Source organism: Streptomyces sp. NPDC048392 (assembly GCF_043200575.1).
Taxonomy (GTDB): Bacteria; Actinomycetota; Actinomycetes; order Streptomycetales; family Streptomycetaceae; genus Streptomyces.
In genome coordinates, this window is sequence record NZ_JBICYB010000001.1 from 513,943 (window position 1) to 532,807 (window position 18,865).

Below are 18,865 nucleotides of genomic sequence, written 5' to 3' on the forward strand. Positions count from 1 at the left end.
TGTCCAGTGTGCACCCGGCGAGGGCTCTAGTAGGGCGCCCGGAAGTTGAGGTAACCGAGCAGTACGATCACCGCGGCCACACAGCCGAGCACCACGGCGGTGGACACCCACGACGACCGGCGCCCGGAGCCCACGTGCTCGGGGTCGGCACGGAAGGGGACCGGTCCGGGCGGATTCTCCTTCCAGCGCGCGTCGAGCATCCTGGCGCGCGCGGAGGGCTCCTTGTGCTCGGCGCCGTCCGCCCACCTCAGGTCGTACTCGCGCTCCTCGTCGTCCCGCTCCGGCATCTCCGGCACTCCTCCCCGTCCCCTGACTCGAACAGCCGTGTCAGTAGACATGATCCCGGTACGTCCTCGCCCTGTGAAGGGTTTTCGGCCACACGCGACGGCGCCCCCGCTCCCGGTGGACGGGAACGGGGGCGCCGGACGGCCCGGGCGCGGACCGGTCGGGCAGCCGGTCGGCCGGGCGGCCGACCGGGTCGATCACACGTCGAAGTACATCTCGAACTCGTGCGGGTGCGGGCGCAGCTGCAGCGGGGCGATCTCGTTGGCGCGCTTGAAGTCGATCCACGTCTCGATCAGGTCCGGCGTGAACACGTCGCCCTGGAGGAGGAACTCGTGGTCGGCCTCCAGGCGGTCGAGGACCGCACCGAGGGAGGTCGGGACCTGCGCCACGTTCGCGTGCTCCTCGGGAGCCAGCTCGTAGAGGTCCTTGTCGATCGGCTCGGCCGGCTCGATCCTGTTCTTGATGCCGTCCAGGCCCGCCAGCAGCAGGGCCGAGAACGCCAGGTACGGGTTGCCGGAGGCATCCGGGGCGCGGAACTCGACCCGCTTGGCCTTCGGGTTCGAGCCCGTGATCGGGATACGCATCGCGGCCGAGCGGTTGCGCTGCGAGTACACCAGGTTCACCGGCGCCTCGAAGCCCGGCACCAGACGGTGGTAGGAGTTCACCGTCGGGTTGGTGAAGGCCAGCAGCGACGGGGCGTGCTTGAGGATGCCGCCGATGTAGAAGCGGGCGGTGTCCGAGAGGCCGGCGTAGCCCTGCTCGTCGTAGAAGAGCGGCTCCCCGCCCGTCCAGAGCGACTGGTGGACGTGCATGCCCGAGCCGTTGTCCCCGAAGATCGGCTTCGGCATGAAGGTCGCCGTCTTGCCGTTCTTCCAGGCCACGTTCTTCACGATGTACTTGAAGAGCTGGAGGTCGTCCGCGGCGGCGAGCAGCGTGTTGAACTTGTAGTTGATCTCGGCCTGGCCGGCGGTGCCCACCTCGTGGTGCTGGCGCTCGACCTGCAGGCCGGACCGCTCCAGCTCCAGGGAGATCTCGGCACGCAGGTCGGCGAAGTGGTCGACCGGCGGGACCGGGAAGTAGCCGCCCTTGTAGCGGACCTTGTAACCGCGGTTGTCCTCCACCGCACCGGTGTTCCAGGCGCCGGCCTCGGAGTCGATGTGGTAGAAGGACTCGTTCGCGCTGGTGGCGAAGCGGACGGAGTCGAAGACGTAGAACTCCGCCTCCGGACCGAAGAACGCGGTGTCGGCGATACCGGTGGAGGCGAGGTAGGCCTCGGCCTTCTTCGCCACGTTCCGCGGGTCGCGGGAGTACTGCTCGCCCGTGATCGGGTCGTGGATGAAGAAGTTGATGTTGAGGGTCTTGTCCCGGCGGAACGGGTCGACGCGCGCGGTGGACAGGTCGGGGCGCAGGGACATGTCCGACTCGTGGATGGCCTGGAAACCGCGGATCGAGGACCCGTCGAAGGCCTGCTCGTCGTCGGGGTCGAACGCCGCGGCGGGCAACGTGAAGTGCTGCATGACGCCCGGCAGGTCGCAGAACCGGACGTCGACGAACTTGACGTCCTCGTCGGCGATGAACTTCTTGACGTCGTCGGCGTTCTGGAACATCCAGTCTCCTCCTACTCCCGACCGTCCCGCCGGGGTGGTAGATCGTTCGTGCGGCCAGTGCGGGTGGCACACGCTTCCTCGACCCTAGGGACGGGTGATTTCTCGGGCGTGACCCATTTGTTTCGCAGAAGTTAACCGGCTCCGCTCCAGCCTAGGCCTCATCCTGGCCCGTCACACCCGGCCGTACGCCGTCCCGCGCCCCCGCGTACGCCTCTCCCGTTCCCGTCGGCCCCACCGCTCCCACCGCTCCTACCCCTGTGTCAAGCGGTCATATACGGGCGCAGTACCTTGGACGGGTGGACAACAGGCAAGCAATCGGATCGTGGCTCTCCGGCCCCCGCGCGGCCGTCGAAGAGGCCGGCGCCGACCTCGGACACCGCGGCGAGCAGCTCGGTCTGCCCGAGGAGGGACCGGGCTCGATCGCCCGTCCGGGCAGGCGGCTCGGTGCGCTGGCCGTCGACTGGGCCCTGTGCTCCCTGATCGCATACGGCCTGATCACGGGCAGCTACGGGCAGACGGCGAGCAACTGGGCCCTGCTGATCTTCTTCGTGCTGAGCGTACTGACCGTCGGCACGGTCGGCTTCACCCCGGGCAAGCGCCTCTTCGGCCTGCGGGTCGTGGACCTCGCCACGGGCCGCCCCAGCCCCGTGCGCGCCCTGCTGCGCTCGGTCCTGCTCTGCCTCGCCCTCCCGGCGCTGATCTGGGACCGCGACGGCCGGGGCCTGCACGACCGGCTGGCGCGCACCGTCGAAATCCGGATCTGACCCGCGTCACGGACGCGCGTACGACGCCGGTACGGCGAGGGGGCGGCCCGGTCACTCGGGCCGCCCCCTCGCCGTACCGGCGTTCCGGAGTCGCCGTACCGGCGTCCGGACTCCTACGGGGTCAGCGCTGCCTGGGGTTGCCGCCCCTGGGCATGCGCATGCCCTTCGGCATCGGACCCTTGGGCAGCGGCATGTTGCTCATCAGGTCGCCCAGCGCGCGCAGCCGGTCGTTGGTCACGGTGACCTGCGGGCCGCTCAGGACGCGGGGGAGCTTGAGCATGGTCGTACGAAGCTTCTTCAGCTCGACCCGGCCCTCACCGGAGCCCACGAGCAGATCGTGCACCGGCACGTCGGCGACGATGCGGTTCATCTTCCTCTTCTCGGCCGCGAGCAGGGACTTCACCCGGTTCGGGTTGCCCTCCGCGACCAGCACGATGCCGGCCTTGCCGACCGCGCGGTGCACCACGTCCTGGTTGCGGTTCATCGCCACCGCGGGTGTCGTCGTCCAGCCCCGGCCGATGTTGTCCAGCACGGCCGCCGCCGCGCCGGGCTGTCCCTCCATCTGCCCGAAGGCCGCTCGCTCGGCCCGGCGCCCGAAGACGATCGCCATCGCGAGGAAGGCGAGCAGCACGCCCAGGATGCCTGCGTAGATGGGGTGACCGATCAAGAAACCGATCGCGAGGAGGACACCGAAGACGACGATGCCGACACCCGCGAGCACAAGACCGATCTTCTTGTCGGCCTTGCGGGTCATCTTGTAGGTCAGAGCGATCTGCTTCAGTCGCCCGGGATTCGCAGCGTCCGCTGCAGGTTCCTTCCTCGCCATGGCAGGAAGTCTACGTGCCCCGGAAGGCGCCGACGACGGCAGTGTCCGGCGCGGGCGGACAGGACGGAGACCGGGGCGGGGCCGGGGGTGCGGTCAGGGGCGGCCGGCGACGGACTGCCGCAGCGCGCGCTCCGTCTCGATCCGGTCCTTGGCGCGGCGGCGGTCCTCCAGCACGGAGGTCCAGGCGTTGCGCCGGGCGGTGCGCTGGCCGCCGCTCATCAGCAGCGACTCGACGGCCCGCAGGGCGGTGGCGAACGACGGGATGGCGGTGGCGTGAACGGCGGTGGCACGCACGGCGGTGGCGCGAACGGGCGCGGCCTGCATCGTGGAGGTCCCCTCGGTACGGCTCCGGTTACGGAGACGGGTGTACGTGGTGTGATACCAGGGTCACTGACTGGTGTTACCAGGACGTGACCCGCCGGTCAAACGGACATGAAGGCCCGACGCCGCGCCCCGCAACGGGCTCGCGGCCCCGACCGGTGCCCTCATCAGCGAGGACGGTCGGAGCCGCGGCGTATCGGCCTTTACCGGCCGGTAGTGACTTGTGCGGGAGTTCACACGGTGGCGGACCGGCGCTGCTCCATGGCCATTCCGTAGAGCCGTCCGGCCCGGTACGACGACCGGACCAGCGGGCCCGACATCACACCGGAGAAACCGATCTGCTCGGCCTCCTCCTTCAGCTCCACGAACTCATGCGGCTTGACCCAGCGCTCCACGGGGTGGTGGCGCACGGACGGGCGCAGGTACTGCGTGATGGTGATCAGCTCGCAGCCGGCCTCGTGCAGCTGCTTCAGTGCCTCGCTGATCTCCTCCCGGGTCTCGCCCATGCCGAGGATCAGGTTCGACTTGGTGACCAGGCCGTAGTCGCGGGCGTCGGTGATGACCTTCAGGGAGCGCTCGTAGCGGAAGCCCGGGCGGATGCGCTTGAAGATCCGCGGGACGGTCTCCACGTTGTGCGCGAAGACCTCCGGACGGGAGTCGAAGACCTCCCGCAGGAGCTCAGGAACCGCGTTGAAGTCGGGGGCGAGCAGCTCCACCTTGGTGCGGCCGGCCTCGCGGTCCGCCGTCTGCTGGTGGATCTGGCGCACCGTCTCCGCGTACAGCCACGCGCCGCCGTCGGGGAGGTCGTCGCGGGCGACGCCGGTGATGGTGGCGTAGTTCAGGTCCATGGTGACCACGGACTCGCCGACGCGGCGCGGCTCGTCGCGGTCGAGCGCCTCGGGCCTGCCGGTGTCGATCTGGCAGAAGTCACAGCGCCGGGTGCACTGGTCGCCGCCGATGAGGAACGTCGCCTCGCGGTCCTCCCAACACTCGTAGATGTTGGGACAGCCGGCTTCCTGGCAGACCGTGTGCAGGCCCTCGCTCTTCACGAGGTTCTGCATCTTGGTGTATTCGGGGCCCATTTTCGCCCGGGTCTTGATCCACTCGGGCTTGCGCTCGATGGGGGTCTGGCTGTTGCGGACCTCCAGGCGCAGCATCTTGCGTCCGTCGGGTGCGACTGCGGACACGACCGGCTCCCTAGCGTTTGATTCTTCGGCGTTCTTCAGGGTACGCCCGTTGAATTGTTGGTCGGCGTTGGTGCCGGTCTCGCTGGGGGCTGCCGCTCCCGGGCCCCCGCCCCGGCCCTGGGCGGGCCATGTCCTCAAGCGCCGGACGGGCTGATTCCGTGCCTTCTCCGTCACGGCGGTGCCGGACGGGCCGGACTCATGCCGCCGGTGTCTTCTCGATCGGCCTCGGCTTCGGGTCCGCGTTCTCCAGGACGTCCCGCAGGTGGCGCTCCACCACGGGGAGGACCTCCCCGATGGTCACGTCGCGGCCGAGTTCGTCCGCCAGCGAGGCGACGCCCGCGTCGCGGATGCCGCAGGGGATGATCCTGTCGAACCACTTGTTGTCGGGGTTCACGTTCAGCGCGAAACCGTGCATCGTGACGCCCTTGGCGACCCGGATGCCGATCGCGGCGATCTTGCGGTCCTCGCGGCGCTGGCCCGCGTTGGACGGGGCGTACTCGGGACCGTTGAGCCGGGGGTCGAACTCGTCGTCGGTCAGGCGGGGGTCGAGGTCCAGGGAGAGGCCGCCGAGGGCCGGGCGCCGCTCGACCGGGTCGCCGAGGACCCAGACGCCGCTGCGGCCCTCGACCCGCGTGGTCGCGACGCCGAACTCGGCGCAGGTGCGGATCAGGGCCTCCTCCAGGCGACGGACGTGCGCCACCACGTCCACCGGACGCGGGAGCTTCTGGATGGGGTACCCCACCAGCTGGCCGGGGCCGTGCCAGGTGATCTTGCCGCCGCGGTCCACGTCGATCACCGGGGTGCCGTCCAGCGGGCGCTCGCCGTCCTCGGTACGCCGGCCGGCGGTGTAGACCGGCGGGTGTTCGAGGAGCAGCACGGTGTCGGGGACCTCGTCGACGAACCGTGCGGCGTGCACCCGGCGCTGTTCGTCCCACGCGTCCCGGTACTCGACGCGTTCGGCACCGAACCCCATGCGGACGAAGCGCAGCTCACTCACGGCACGTGCCTCCCTGAAAGGTGGTAAGGCACGAAGCGTGCCCATGCCACTGTACGACCGCCCGGTCGTCGTCAGCCGGGCGGGCAATCCTCACACGATCGGATGAATGCCGCGCGAACTGTGCGATCGGGCGCTTACTCTCCGCTACATTCACGCCGTTCACGAGGCCATAAGGGCTGCTCACAGGCGCTCCGGGCACATCGAACGGCCCGGAAGGCAGGAGACCGCACCGCACCATGACGGAACGACCCGCGCAGCGCACCCCCAACCGCCAGCTCGCCGCGCTCATCGCCGAAGCGGGGTTCTCGAACGCGGGTCTCGCGCGTCGCGTCGACCAGCTCGGACTCGAACACGGCCTGGACCTGAGATACGACAAGACGTCCGTCACCCGGTGGCTGCGCGGCCAGCAGCCCCGCGGCACCACCCCGGCCCTGATCGCCGAGGTCTTCACCCGGCGCCTGGGCCGCCGCCTGACCGCCCAGGACCTCGGCCTGGACGCCTGCGCGCCCGTCTACGCGGGGCTGGAGTTCGCCGGGAGCCCCGACGAGGCGATCGACATCGTCGGCGGACTGTGGCGCAAGGACTCCGGCAGCCACGCCGAACTGCGGAAGATCGCCTTCACTCCGGCCGGGCTCGTCGTGCCCAGCCGCGACTGGCTGATCGGCCGGGCCGACGAGAAGGTCGCCCGTACCGAGGTGCCCGTCCGCATCCCCGCGCAGGGGCGTCCCCTGACGCCCAGGCTCGCCGTCCCGCTCGACCCGTCCCGGCGCCGGGCCCCGGCCGAGCGCGGCCCCGGCCAGAAGGTCAGCGGCGGCGACCTCGCGGCGCTGCGCTCGGTCGGCGAGCTGTTCCGCAGCCTCGACGACCGGTACGGCGGCGGGCACGCCCGCCAGGCCCTCGTGCGCTATCTGGAGCACGAGCTGGAGCCGATGCTGCGCGGCACCTACGGCGAGCAGACCGGCCGCCGCCTCTTCGCCGCCGCCGCCGACCTGACCCGGCTCGCGGGCTGGACGTCGTACGACATCGCCGCGCACGGCCTCGCCCAGCGCTACTTCGTGCAGGCGCTGCGGCTGTCGCAGGCGGCCGGGGACCGGGCGTACGGCTCGTACGTGCTGGTCACCATGAGCCGGCAGGCCGTCTATCTGGGCCACGGGCGGGAGGCCGTACAGCTGGCGCGGGTGGCGCAGCAGGGGGTCGGGACCTCCGCTCCGCCGGTCGTCCAGACGCTGCTGCACGCCGCCGAGGCGCGGGCGCACGGCCTGCTCGGCGAGGTGCGGGCCTGCACCGCCGCGCTGGTGCGGGCCGAGCGGGCGCTGGAGGCCGCCCGGCCCGGCGACGAGGTGCCGCACTGGGCGCGCTTCTTCGACGAGGCGCAGCTCGCCGACGAGTTCGGGCACTGCCACCGCGACCTGCAGCAGTTCCGCGCCGCCGCCCAGCACGCGGAACGCTCGCTGCAGTTGCGAGCCCCCGTCTACGCCCGCAGCCGGCTGTTCTGCCGGGTCGTCCTCGCCACCGCCCGGCTCGGCCTCGGTGAACTCGACCAGGCCTGCCAGCTGGCCGCCGAGGCGGCCGGCCAGGCGGCCGAGATGCGCTCGGTGCGGGCCGCGGAGTACGTCCGCGACTTCGAGCGACGCCTGGAGCCGTACCGCGACGCGGCCCCGGTACGGGGGTACCGGGACAGGGTGGCGGCGCTGGGGTAGGCGAGGTGCCTCGGGTCGCCCCGGCCGAGGGTCTCGGCTCCGCCCGGGCGGCGGGCCCGGGCTCCCGGGGGCCGGCGGGGCTGTCGTCGTCGGCTCCGTCGTGTGCATGGGGCGGCCAGGGCCCGCCGGGTCGAGGCGCTCAGGCTGCCTGGACCGCAGGCTCCCGGCCCGCCCGGCCCGGTTCCGCCCGAGGGCTCGGGCCGCCCGGGGCGGAGAGGGTGTCAGGCCGCCCGCGCCGCCCCCGCCGTCTCCGCCGTGTGCATCGGTCTGCCCGCGCCCAGGTCCGTCAGGATCGCGGCCGAGGCCCGGTGGCCCGAGTGCAGCGCGCCCTGGGCGGTGCTGGTGTCGCGGTGGTCGCCGCACACGTACAGCCCGGCCAGCAGCCGTACCGGCCTGCGCGGGTCGTGCGGCGGGCGCATCGCGGGCACCGCCTCGGGCGTGTGGTGGACGGCGAGGGTCTCCCAGCGGGTCGTCGGGGTGCCGTAGAGGCGGGACAGGTGGATGCGTACGGCGGTGTCGAGGTCGGGCGGGGGAGGGCCCAGGACCGTCGACGAGACGAGGGCGCGTCCGGCGGGCGCGCGGGACGGGTCCACCTGGCTGACCAGCGCCGTGTGGGCGACCGGACCGCCCCGGTCGGCGTCGAGCAGCAGGGACGCGCCGGTCGCCGGCGGTTCGTCGGTGGTGTGGTGGACGACCGTCACCCGGTGGAAGTCCGGCACCCTGAGACCCGGGAGCAGCTCGGCAGCGGCCCGGGCGTCGGTCGCCACCAGGACGGCCCGGCAGCGGATCACGCCGTGCTCCGCTGTGGTCACGGCGTTGGTCGCCACCGAGGTGACGCGCACTCCGGTGTGCACGGTGCCCGGCGGCAGCGACCGGGCCATGTGCTCCGGCAGGGCCTCCGCGCCGCCCTCGGGCAGCGCGAGCCGCCCGCCGGCGAAGGCACGCAGCGCGAGGTCAGCGCACCGGCTGGAGGTCGTCAGGTCCGGGTCGCACAGCAGGGCGGCGAGCAGCGGACGCAGAAAACCGTCGATCGTGCGGGCCGGCAACCCGCGCGCCGCCAGGGCCACTGCGGCGGGCAGCTCCGGGCGGGCCAGCAGCCGCTCGGCCGGGGTGTGCGCGAGCCGGGCCAGTGCGGCACCGAGCCGGGCCTGGTCGACGGCGGTGCCGAGCGGGGCGCCGGCCCGGGTGCGGGGTGTGCCGGCGGGCCTCCCGGACGCGCCGGACGCGTGGATCGGGCGCCGGGGCGCGGGCATCGCGCGGGGAGCGCTCGCGAGGGCGCGCACCGCATGGAGTGCGCCCCGTGCGCTCCGCATGCCCGCCGGGGTGCCCGCGCGGTGGTGACGGCCCTCGCTGTGCAGCAGGACCCCGGGGGCGAAGGGCAGCAGCGCGAGGCCGTCGAGCCCGGGGGTGCGGCGCAGTTCGGGATACGCCGTGGACAGCAGCTGTCCGATTCTGTCGAGCCGGAAACCGTCGACCTTCTCGGTGGCCATCCGGCCCCCCACCGTGGGGGCGGCCTCCAGGACCGTGGTCGTCACTCCGGCGCGGGTCAGCCGTTGCGCCGCGGCGAGTCCGGCGATCCCGGCCCCCACGACGACGACGTCCGCCTGGTAAGCGGGCTCAAGCACGTGCCCCTCCTCGAGGTTGCGCGGCCGCTGGAGACGTCATGCCCCCAACAGCCTTGAGGGATACCCGAGTTCGAGACGAGGTTAGGTCCCGTAACGGTCAACGGGAGTCGCACGGAGGCAGCACACGGTCGCACGGCGGTCGCACCCGGGGGCGATACGGCCGCCATGTGGTCGCCGGGCGGTCGGCGCGCGGTCCGCGGGCGGTCGGCGCGTGGTCGGCATGCGGTCCGCAGGCGGTCGGCGCGCGGTCCGCGCGCGGTCGGCAGGCGAGGGGCACCCGGACGGCGGGTGCCCGGACGGCGGGCGCCCCGGTATGCGTCGGAGGCGACGGAGAACCTACAGCGCCGCCCGGATCGCCCCGTCGATCTCCGGGAACGCGAAACGGAAGCCCGACTCCAGGAGGCGGGCCGGGAGGACCCGGGCGCTGCCGAGGACGTCGCCCGCCATCTCGCCGAGTACGGCACGCAGGACCGGTGCCGGGACCGGGAAGGGGGTCGGGCGGTGCAGCACCCGCCCCATGGCCACCGTGATCTCACGGTTCGTCAGCGGCCGCGGTGCGGTCAGGTTGAACGGGCCGGACAGGTCGTCGCGGTCCAGGAGGTGCCGGATCGCCGCCACCTCGTCGTGCAGTGCCACGAAGGACCAGTACTGCGACCCGTCGCCCAGCCGTCCGCCGAGCCCCGCCCGGAAGAGCGGGAAGAGCCGGCCCCAGGCGCCGCCCCCGCTCGCGACGACCAGCCCGGTCCGCGTGAACACCGTCCGCACCCCCGCCTCCCGGGCGGGGGCCGCCGCCGCCTCCCACTCCACGCACAGGGAGGGCAGGAAGCCCTCTCCGGGGGGCACGCTCTCGTCCACGGCCCGGTCGCCGGTCTCCCCGTAGAAGCCCACGGCGCTGCCGTTCACGAAGACGCGCGGCGGCCGCTCCATCGAGGCGACGGCCTCCGCGAGCGCGGTCGTGCCGTGCACCCGGCTGCTGCGGATGCGCGTCTTGTACGCGTCGGTCCAGCGGCGGTCGCCCACCCCGGCCCCGGCCAGATTGACCACGGCGTCGCAGCCGTCGAGTCCGGCCGGGTCCACCCGCCCGTTCTCGGGGTCCCACCGGACCTCGTCCGCGCCCCCGGGCGCGTGCCGTACCAGGCGCACCACCTCGTGCCCGTCGGCGGTCAGGGACCGCACCAGTGCGCTGCCGATGAGACCGGAGGCACCGGCCACCACGATGCGGGAACGTGCCTCGCCCAAGCGTCCGTCGTCCATGCGCCCATCCTGCCGGGTGGCCCCGGAGAATCCCCGGACCCGACCCCGCCACCGCGTCGTACAGTGATCGGCATGTCAGCCCCGCACATACGTCGCGCCAGGTCCGAGGACGAGGAACCGCTGCGCCGGCTCGACCGCGCCACCTGGTCCCCCCTGCACGCCGTCTCGCCCCCGCCCGGACCGGACGAACCCTTCTTCCGCCCGCACTCGGGGCCCGGCGACCACCTCGTCGCCGAACTCGACGGCGCCGTCGTCGGCTACGTCCGCCTCGGCCTCCCCACGGAGCTGGCCTCCAACGCCCACGTCCGCCAGATCCGCGGGCTCGCCGTCGCCGACGCCGCCCGCGGGCAGGGTGCCGGGCGCGCCCTCGTCCGCGCCGCCGTCGAGGAGGCCCGGCGCCTGGGCGCCCGACGCGTCACCCTGCGCGTCCTCGGCCACAACACCGCCGCGCGCGGGCTCTACGAGTCCGAGGGCTTCGTCGTCGAGGGCGTGCAGCCGGAAGAGTTCCACCTCGACGGCGCGTACGTCGACGACGTGCTGATGGGCAGGTCGCTGACCGCGCCGGACGGGCGGGCCGGGGAGCCCGCGCCGGACGGGCCCGCGCTCACGAGGTGACCGGCTCGCCCGTGTCCACCGCCTCCGTGGCGTCCGCCGCGCTCCGTGCCTCGGGGGCCACCTCGCCCGCCGTCAGCACGTAGCCGGTCTCGGCGTCGGAGGTGGACCGGGCGAACACCACGCCGTACACCCGGCCGTCGGGGGTCAGCAGCGGTCCACCCGAGTTGCCGGGGCGGACCGTGGAACGGACCGAGTAGATCTCCCGGGTGACGTTCTCGTCGTGGTAGATGTTCTGGCCGGTGGCGCGGATCCGGTTCGCCACCGTCGCCGCCCGCAGATCCAGGGCGCCGTCCTGCGGATAGCCCGCGACCACCGCCGCGTCGCCGCGCGAGGCGTCCTCGTCGAACCGCAGCACCGGCGCGCTCAGGTCCGGGACGTACAGCACGGCCACGTCCTTGTCCGGGTCGAACAGCACGACCCGCGCCTCGTACGCCCGGCCCACCCCGCCGACCCGCACGCTCGGGTCGTCGATGCCGGCCACCACATGGGCGTTGGTCATCACGTGCTCCGGCGCGTACACGAAGCCGCTGCCCTCCCGGCCCTGGGTGCCCGCGACGCCCTCGACCTTCACCGTGCCGAGCTTGGCCGCCCTGGTGGCCGCCGCCGTGACACTGTCGCCGGAGGGCTCGGAGACCTCGGCGGCCGACTCGTTCTCGAACGGGTTGAAGACCTGCGGGAAGCCCGCGTCGGCCAGCGCGGACGTCGCGCCCGAGAACCACGCCGGGGTGGTGTCCGGCATCACCCGCTGCACCGCGCCCAGCACCGACGAGTCCCGGATCGCCGAGGTGAGCAGCGAGGACGAGGACGCCGCCAGGACGCTCGCCGCCACCCACGCCACGATCAGCGCGGCCGCCGCGTTCGCCACCGCCCCGCCGGCCCCGTCGGCCACCCGGAGCGGACCGGCGTCCAGTTCCCGGCGCAGACGCAGCGCGGGACGCCCCGCCAGCTCGTGGCCGGCCACCGCGGGCAGCAGCACCGTGACCACCGCGGTCGCCGTCGCCGCCGTCGAGCCCGGCGCCACCAGGTCCGTCACCCAGGGCAGAAGCCACACGCCGAGCGCCGCGCCGCCCACGAAGCCGGCCAGCGAGACACAGCCGGCCACCAGTCCGCGCCGGTAGCCGGACACCGCGTAGACCAGCACCACCAGCACCACCAGGATGTCGAGCAGGTGCACGCGAACCACCTTTCCACCGGGTCCCGGACCCTCAGTACGTGCCTGCCGGGCCGATGATCAGCCTGAGACGCACCGCTGTCCGAAAAGCGGCCGCCCGCGCGAGCGAGTATGCGTGGTCAACCGTGAAACGCCGCGGACCGGGACGATGGTTCCACCGGGTGGCACAGCACACATCGCGGACGAAGCGGATCCGCCGGACAGTGGGACCATGCCAGTCTTCCGAGGACCGCGCCGGGCCCCGGAGCGACGTGCCGCCCCCGCACCCGGTGCCGCCCGCGTGCCGGCCGCGGTACGGGCGCTGTTCGGTGCCCTGCCCGGGCTGGCCGCGGTCGCCGCGCTCTTCCTGTGCGCGAACGGCGTGGAACGGGCGGCCGGCACGCAGGCCGGACCGGCCGCCGTCACCGACCGGTACGCCGCACCCCGCCCCGACATCGTGCCCCGGTCGGCCTGGCTGGGCGACGCCGCCCGTGAGCAGCCCGCCCCGCGCTACGACGACAGAGTCCTCGCCGTCTTCGTCCACCACACGGACACGCCGAACGGCTACGACTGCGCCGACGTGCCGGCCATCCTGCGCGGCGTGTACCAGGGTCAGACCGGCGCCAGGGACTGGGACGACATCGGCTACAACTTCGTCGTCGACCGCTGCGGCACCGTCTACGAGGGCCGGGCCGGCGGCGTCGACCGCCCCGTCACCGGTGCCCACACCCAGGGCTTCAACCACCGCACCACCGGGATCGCCGCCCTCGGCACCTTCACCGCCGGGGTGCCCGTGCCGGACGAGCTGACCGACGCGATCGCCGCCGTGGCCGCCTGGAAGCTGGGCGAGACCGGCACGGACCCGCGCGCGAAGGTCGCCCTGGTCTCCAGCAACGGCCTCAGCCGGTACGCCGCGGGCGCCACCGCGACCCTGCCCGCCGTCGCGGGCCACGACGACGGCTACCAGACCACCTGCCCGGGCGCGGCCCTCACCGCCCGCCTCGGGGACATCAGGGACGCGGCGGCCCGCCTCCAGGGCCGCTCCGGCTGACCCGCGGCACGCGTGCGGGCGCCTCAGTCCGGCCCGAACCTCGCCCACAGACGGGGCAGGCGCTCGGCGAGGGCCCGGTCGTCCTCCAGGTCGACCGGTGTGCCCAGCGGTTCCGCGGGCGCGGGCGCGATGCCCAGGTCCGGGGCGACGGTGCCGGTGAGCTGCTCGTAGGCCTCGTCGGCCGCGTAGCCCAGCTCCTCGCCGTCGCCGTCCAGCTCCTCGTCGAAGTCGTCCAGCAGCTCGGCGAGCGAGTCGGGCTCGTGCACCGCGCCCTCGTATACCTCACGGCCCTGGCCGATCAGCCAGCACCGGAAGAAGTCGAAGGCGTCGTCGCTCGCCCCGCCCAGCAGCACCCAGGCGGCAGCCCACAGGTCCCAGACGCAGGCGCGGTTGTACCGGGCCTCGAAGTGGCGGGCGAAGTCGAGCACCAGGTCCGGGTCCATGCCGAGCAGCCGTTCCACGAGCAGGTCGGCCTGGTCCTCGGGATCACCGTCGGCGCCCTCCCGGGCGGCGTCGATCAGCTCCCAGAACTCCGTCTCGTCCATCACGGGTCCAGCATCGGCCCTGGAGGGGGCGGACGCACGCGGAGTGCGGCGGATCGTTATGCGGGGCGGCGAGACGCGGCCCGGCCCGGCGTCACGTGCCGGCGGGGCCCGCGTCGGCGTACAGCTCCGCCAGACGCCGCGCGTCCCGGGCGAACCGTTCTCGCAGACTCCCCGGCGCCAGCACCTCCACCTCCGCCCCCAGCCCCGTCAGCTGGGTGTGCGCGACCTCCTCGGACTCCACGGGCAGCGTCACCGTCACCCAACCGTCCGCGTCCGGGGCGTCCGCGGCCCGCAGCGCGTCCCGGGCGGACAGCGCGTCCACGGCGTACGTCAGCGCGCGCACGCCCCGCTCCGACAGCCGCACCACGACCTCGGACCGCAGGACCGACCGCGCGAACTGCGCGGCCCGCTCCGCCCAGAACGCGGGCAGGTCGAAACCGTCGTCCCGCTCGAAACGCTCCTCGCCCGCCTCCACCGCCGTGAACCGGTCGACGCGGTACACGCGGAAGGACCCGCCGCCCTCCTCCCGCGCGACCCTCGCGCACAGGTACCAGACCCCCGCCTTCAGCACCAGGCCGTACGGCTCCAGCTCGCGGACCACCTCGCCCGGCCCGCGCCGGTAGCGCGCGGCGATCGGCCGGTCGTCCCAGACCGCGTCGGCGACCGCGGGCAGCAGCTCGGGCGTGCGGGGCTCGTGGAACCAGTTCGGCGCGTCCAGGTGGAACCGCTGGGCCGCGGTACGGGAGGCGTCCCGCAGCGAGGGGAGCAGGGCGGCCGACACCTTCAGGCGGGCCGCCGAGGCCGCGTCCTCCAGGCCCATCTCTCGCAGCGCCCCGGGGACTCCGGAGAGGAACAGCGCCTCCGCCTCACCCCGGGCCAGCCCGGTCAGCCGGGTGCGGTAGCCGCCGATCAGGCGGTAACCCCCGGCCCGCCCCCGCTCCGCGTACACCGGCACGCCCGCCTCCGACAGCGCCTGCGCGTCCCGCGTCACGGTCCGCTCCGACACCTCCAGCTCCCGGGCCAGCTCGGCCGCGGTCATGGTCGGGCGGGACTGGAGGAGCAGCACCATCTTGATGAGGCGGGCAGCGCGCATCCCCACATGATGCAGGAGACGCGGAAGGCCCCCGCCGCGGCGGGGGCCTCCTCTCACGTCGTGCCCGGCGCTACAGGCCGTAGCGCTCGCGCGCCTCCTTCACGGCCGTCGCCTTGACCTCGCCGCGCCTGGCGAGCTGGGCCAGGGCCGCGACCACGACGGACTCGGCGTCGACACCGAAGTGGCGGCGGGCGGCCTCACGGGTGTCCGACAGACCGAAGCCGTCGGCGCCCAGCGAGGACCAGTCCTGCTCGACCCACTGCGCGATCTGGTCGGGGACCTGGCGCATGTAGTCGGAGACCGCGAGGACCGGGCCCTCGGCGCCCTGGAGCGCCCGGCGGACGTACGGCGTCCGCTCCTCGCCGCGCAGCAGCGCCGCGTCCGCGTCCATCGCGTCCCGGCGCAGCTCCGTCCAGGAGGTCGCCGACCACACGTCGGCGGCCACGCCCCACTCCTCGGCGAGCAGCCGCTGCGCCTTGAGCGTCCAGTGGATCGCCGTACCGGAGCCGAGCAGCTGGATGCGCGGGGCGTTCGCGGCCGGGGTCAGACCCGCCGACTCCGCCGTGTTGAAGCGGTACAGGCCCTTGACGATGCCTTCGTCGACACCGGCGCCGGACGGCTTGGCCGGCTGCGGCATCGGCTCGTTGTAGACCGTCAGGTAGTAGAAGACGTTCGGGTCCTCGCCCGGGGCCGCCTCGCCGTACATGCGGCGCAGACCGTCCTTGACGATCGTCGCGATCTCGTACGCGAACGCCGGGTCGTACGACAGCGCGGCCGGGTTGGTCGCCGCGATGGCCGGGGAGTGGCCGTCCGCGTGCTGCAGGCCCTCACCGGTGAGGGTGGTGCGGCCCGCCGTGGCGCCGACGAGGAAGCCGCGGCCGAGCTGGTCGCCGAGCTGCCACATCTGGTCGGCCGTGCGCTGCCAGCCGAACATCGAGTAGAAGATGTAGAACGGGATCATCGCCTCGCCGTGCGTCGCGTACGACGTCGAAGCGGCGATGAAGTCGGCCATCGAACCGGCCTCGGTGATCCCCTCGTTGAGGATCTGGCCGTTCTCGGCCTCCTTGTAGTACATCAGCTGGTCGCGGTCGACCGGCTCGTACGTCTGGCCCTTGGGCGAGTAGATGCCCAGCGACGGGAAGAGGCTCTCCATGCCGAAGGTGCGCGCCTCGTCGGGGACGATCGGCACCCAGCGCCTGCCGGTCTCCTTGTCGCGGACCAGGTCCTTGACGAGGCGGACGAAGGCCATGGTGGTGGCCACGTTCTGCGTGCCGGAGCCCTTGTCGAAGGAGGCGAACGCCTTGTCGGCGGGCGCGGGCAGCGGCGCCAGCGGGTGCACGCGGCGGGCCGGGGCCGGACCGCCGAGAGCGGCGCGGCGCTCCTGGAGGTAGCGGACCTCGGGGGAGTCGGCGCCCGGGTGGCCGTAGGGGACCACGCCGTCGACGAAGTCGCTGTCCTTGACCGGCAGGCCGAGCAGGTCGCGCATGTCCTTGAACTCGTCCACCGAGAGCTTCTTCATCTGGTGGTTGGCGTTCTTCGACGCGAAGCCGGTGCCGAGGGTGTGGCCCTTGACCGTCTGGGCCAGGATCACGGTCGGCGCGCCCTTGTGGGCGAGCGCGGCCCGGTACGCGGCGTAGACCTTGCGGGACTCGTGGCCGCCGCGCGAGTAGTGGAAGCACTCGAGGATCTTGTCGTCGGACAGCAGCTTCGCCATCTCGACGAGCGCCGGGTCCTTGCCGAAGAAGTCCTCGCGGATGTAGGCGGCGTCGCGCGTCTGGTACGTCTGCACCTGCGCGTCCGGTACCTCGCGCAGGCGGCGTACGAGCGCGCCGGTGGTGTCGAGCTGGAACAGCTCGTCCCAGGCCGTGCCCCACAGCGACTTGACGACGTTCCAGCCGGCGCCGCGGAACTGGGCCTCCAGCTCCTGCACGATCTTGAAGTTCGCGCGGACCGGACCGTCGAGGCGCTGCAGGTTGCAGTTGATGACGAAGGTCAGGTTGTCCAGGCCCTCGCGGGAGGCGAGGGTGAGCGCGGTGGTGGACTCCGGCTCGTCCATCTCGCCGTCGCCGAGGAACGCCCACACGTGGGAGTCGGTCAGGTCCTTGATGCCGCGGCTGGTCAGGTAGCGGTTGAACCGCGCCTGGTAGATCGCGGAGATCGGCCCGAGGCCCATCGAGACGGTGGGGAACTCCCACAGCCACGGCAGCCGCCGCGGGTGCGGGTAGGACGGCAGGCCGTTGCCGCCGGACTCGCGGCGGAAGTTGTCGAGCTGCTCCTCGGTGAGCCGGCCGTCGAGGAAGGCGCGGGCGTAGATGCCGGGGGAGGCGTGGCCCTGGACGTAGAGCTGGTCGCCGGAGCCGTCACCCTCCTTGCCCTTGAAGAAGTGGTTGAAGCCGGTCTCGTAGAGCCAGGCGGCGGAGGCAAAGGTGGCGATGTGGCCGCCGACGCCGTACTTGCTGCCGCGGGTCACCATCGCCGCCGCGTTCCAGCGGTTCCAGGCGGTGATCCGCTGCTCCAGGGCCTCGTCGCCGTCCACGGTGGGCTCGTCGGCGGTCGGGATGGAGTTGACGTAATCCGTCTCGAGGAGCTTCGGCAGCGCGAGGCCGGTGCCCTCGGCGCGCTCCAGTGTGCGGCGCATCAGGTACGCGGCACGGTGCGGCCCGGCCGCCTGGGTGACGGCGTCCAGGGAGGCCTGCCACTCGGCGGTCTCCTCGGGGTCGCGGTCCGGGAGCTGGTCGAGCTCGCTCGGCTGGATGGCTTCGGGGTCGGTCATGTCGCCGCCTTCCTCAGTCGAAGGGGGTTCCCTCATCGGCAAGGGTTCGGGGGTGCCCTAGGTCTTTGGCAGGACAGGGCTGGGCTCTGTGGTGGAAGCCCGAAGTGACTGTAACCCCCTGATCGATGATCGATCAAAGGGTTGAGGGGCAAAAACTCTTGATCACGAGAAAGTCGGCACCGCGTGCCTCCGGCAGTGGCACGCGGTGACGGTCCTGTCGGGGGTTTGCGCAGGTGAGGCGGGGTCGGCGCGGATGAGCCCGGGGGTCAGGCGGCGTCGCGTCCGCGGGCGCGACGTGGCTGATCGCGCCCACGCGGCGGAGCCGCGTGTCGAACAGAATCCCGCGCCCCCCGGGGGCGGGGGGAACAGCGCGAAATCAGGGGGTATGGGGGCGCACCCCGGGGAGGGCCGGAAGGGAGGAGGGGGCGGGGGCGGGGCGACTAGGGGCGAGGGGCGCAGCCCAGGACGTGTGCCTTGACGATTTCCGGGATCCGCGGATCCCGGCGCCGGAACGCCGCGACCAGCTCCTCGTGCTCCTCCGCGTAGGACTGCTGCACCGTCCCCAGCCACCGTATCGACAGCGCCGTGAACACCTCGATCCCCAGCCCCTCCCACGTGTGCAGCAGCACGGAGTTGCCGGCCGCCCGCACCAGCTCCCGGTGGAAGCCCACCGTGTGCCGCACCTGGCCCGTGCCGTCGGACACCCGGTCGGCCTCGTACAGCGCGGCGACATGCGGTTCGAGGGCCGAGCAGTCCACGGCCAGCCGGTCCGCCGCCAGCTCCGCCGCGATGGCCTCCAGGCCCGCCCGGACCGGGTAGCTCTCCTCCAGGTCGGCGGCGGTCAGATTCCGCACCCGCACGCCCTTGTTCGGCGCCGACTCGATCAGCCGCAGCGACTCCAGCTCCCGCAGCGCCTCCCGCACCGGCGTCTGGCTGACCTCCAGCTCGGTGGCGATCCGACGCTCCACGATCCGCTCGCCCGGCTGCCAGCGTCCGCTGATGATCCCTTCCAGGATGTGCTCGCGGATCTGTTCGCGCAGCGAGTGGACGACGGGCGCGGTCATGAGAGCTC

17 protein-coding genes are annotated in these 18,865 nt (G+C 73.0%); 4 read left to right on the forward strand and 13 right to left on the reverse strand.

Going from position 1 to position 18,865, the window contains the following annotated elements:
• Positions 1-26: 26 nt before the first annotated feature.
• Positions 27-287 (reverse strand): hypothetical protein, encoded by a 261-nt coding sequence (locus tag ACGFYH_RS02205; RefSeq protein ID WP_393801209.1) that lies wholly within the window; start codon positions 285-287, stop codon positions 27-29.
• A gap of 195 nt (positions 288-482) precedes the next feature.
• Positions 483-1,892 carry a type I glutamate--ammonia ligase gene (gene glnA / locus ACGFYH_RS02210; RefSeq protein ID WP_393801210.1) on the reverse strand — a complete coding sequence of 470 codons (1,410 nt, stop codon included), beginning with the start codon at positions 1,890-1,892 and terminating at the stop codon, positions 483-485.
• A 296-nt stretch (positions 1,893-2,188) separates the two neighbouring features.
• Between glnA and ACGFYH_RS02215 the strand changes: the two genes are divergently transcribed.
• Positions 2,189-2,656 carry an RDD family protein gene (locus ACGFYH_RS02215; RefSeq protein WP_393801211.1) on the forward strand — a complete coding sequence of 156 codons (468 nt, stop codon included), beginning with the start codon at positions 2,189-2,191 and terminating at the stop codon, positions 2,654-2,656.
• A gap of 121 nt (positions 2,657-2,777) precedes the next feature.
• Here ACGFYH_RS02215 and ACGFYH_RS02220 read toward each other — a convergent pair whose 3' ends face one another.
• The 4 genes from ACGFYH_RS02220 to lipB all read right to left on the reverse strand — a co-directional run bounded on the left by ACGFYH_RS02220 (position 2,778) and on the right by lipB (position 5,987).
• Positions 2,778-3,482 carry a DUF4191 domain-containing protein gene (locus ACGFYH_RS02220; protein ID WP_393801212.1) on the reverse strand — a complete coding sequence of 235 codons (705 nt, stop codon included), beginning with the start codon at positions 3,480-3,482 and terminating at the stop codon, positions 2,778-2,780.
• Positions 3,483-3,575: 93 nt separating this feature from the next.
• Entirely contained in the window at positions 3,576-3,806 is a 231-nt protein-coding gene (locus ACGFYH_RS02225; protein WP_393801213.1) for a hypothetical protein, read from the reverse strand.
• A gap of 230 nt (positions 3,807-4,036) precedes the next feature.
• Positions 4,037-4,990 carry a lipoyl synthase gene (lipA, locus tag ACGFYH_RS02230; protein ID WP_393801214.1) on the reverse strand — a complete coding sequence of 318 codons (954 nt, stop codon included), beginning with the start codon at positions 4,988-4,990 and terminating at the stop codon, positions 4,037-4,039.
• Between the two features lie 196 nt (positions 4,991-5,186).
• Positions 5,187-5,987 (reverse strand): lipoyl(octanoyl) transferase LipB, encoded by an 801-nt coding sequence (gene lipB, locus ACGFYH_RS02235; RefSeq protein ID WP_393801215.1) that lies wholly within the window; start codon positions 5,985-5,987, stop codon positions 5,187-5,189.
• Positions 5,988-6,223: 236 nt separating this feature from the next.
• On the opposite strand from lipB, the gene ACGFYH_RS02240 reads away from it, so the two are divergent.
• A complete protein-coding gene (locus ACGFYH_RS02240) occupies positions 6,224-7,687 on the forward strand; it encodes a regulator (protein WP_393801216.1) in 1,464 nt (487 codons plus the stop codon).
• A gap of 221 nt (positions 7,688-7,908) precedes the next feature.
• Here the strand turns inward: ACGFYH_RS02240 and ACGFYH_RS02245 are convergent, their stop codons facing one another.
• Together ACGFYH_RS02245 and ACGFYH_RS02250 are read right to left on the reverse strand one after the other, a co-directional pair.
• On the reverse strand, positions 7,909-9,312 hold the full coding sequence (locus ACGFYH_RS02245; RefSeq protein WP_393801217.1) for an NAD(P)/FAD-dependent oxidoreductase: 1,404 nt from the start codon (positions 9,310-9,312) through the stop codon (positions 7,909-7,911).
• Positions 9,313-9,648: 336 nt separating this feature from the next.
• Positions 9,649-10,566, reverse strand: a complete 918-nt coding sequence (locus ACGFYH_RS02250; protein WP_393801218.1) for a TIGR01777 family oxidoreductase — start codon at positions 10,564-10,566, stop codon at positions 9,649-9,651.
• 72 nt (positions 10,567-10,638) lie between these two features.
• Here ACGFYH_RS02250 and ACGFYH_RS02255 point away from each other — a divergent pair, with 72 nt between their 5' ends.
• Positions 10,639-11,181 carry a GNAT family N-acetyltransferase gene (locus tag ACGFYH_RS02255; RefSeq protein WP_393801219.1) on the forward strand — a complete coding sequence of 181 codons (543 nt, stop codon included), beginning with the start codon at positions 10,639-10,641 and terminating at the stop codon, positions 11,179-11,181.
• On the opposite strand, the gene ACGFYH_RS02260 is transcribed toward ACGFYH_RS02255, so the two are convergent.
• Entirely contained in the window at positions 11,171-12,355 is a 1,185-nt protein-coding gene (locus tag ACGFYH_RS02260) for a MarP family serine protease (protein WP_393801220.1), read from the reverse strand. The two genes, ACGFYH_RS02255 and ACGFYH_RS02260, sit on opposite strands and share 11 nt — an antisense overlap.
• Before the next feature lie 145 nt (positions 12,356-12,500).
• On the opposite strand from ACGFYH_RS02260, the gene ACGFYH_RS02265 reads away from it, so the two are divergent.
• Positions 12,501-13,382, forward strand: coding sequence for a peptidoglycan recognition protein (locus ACGFYH_RS02265; RefSeq protein ID WP_393801221.1), 882 nt, complete (start codon positions 12,501-12,503; stop codon positions 13,380-13,382).
• 23 nt (positions 13,383-13,405) lie between these two features.
• Here ACGFYH_RS02265 and ACGFYH_RS02270 read toward each other — a convergent pair whose 3' ends face one another.
• The 4 genes from ACGFYH_RS02270 to ACGFYH_RS02285 all read right to left on the reverse strand — a co-directional run bounded on the left by ACGFYH_RS02270 (position 13,406) and on the right by ACGFYH_RS02285 (position 18,857).
• Positions 13,406-13,927, reverse strand: coding sequence for a DUF4240 domain-containing protein (locus ACGFYH_RS02270; RefSeq protein WP_393801515.1), 522 nt, complete (start codon positions 13,925-13,927; stop codon positions 13,406-13,408).
• Between the two features lie 91 nt (positions 13,928-14,018).
• Positions 14,019-15,020 (reverse strand): helix-turn-helix transcriptional regulator, encoded by a 1,002-nt coding sequence (locus ACGFYH_RS02275; RefSeq protein ID WP_393801222.1) that lies wholly within the window; start codon positions 15,018-15,020, stop codon positions 14,019-14,021.
• Positions 15,021-15,090: 70 nt separating this feature from the next.
• A complete protein-coding gene (gene aceE / locus ACGFYH_RS02280; RefSeq protein ID WP_393801223.1) occupies positions 15,091-17,793 on the reverse strand; it encodes a pyruvate dehydrogenase (acetyl-transferring), homodimeric type in 2,703 nt (900 codons plus the stop codon).
• Between the two features lie 440 nt (positions 17,794-18,233).
• Positions 18,234-18,857, reverse strand: coding sequence for a GntR family transcriptional regulator (locus tag ACGFYH_RS02285; RefSeq protein WP_393801224.1), 624 nt, complete (start codon positions 18,855-18,857; stop codon positions 18,234-18,236).
• Between the last annotated feature and the right edge of the window lie 8 nt (positions 18,858-18,865).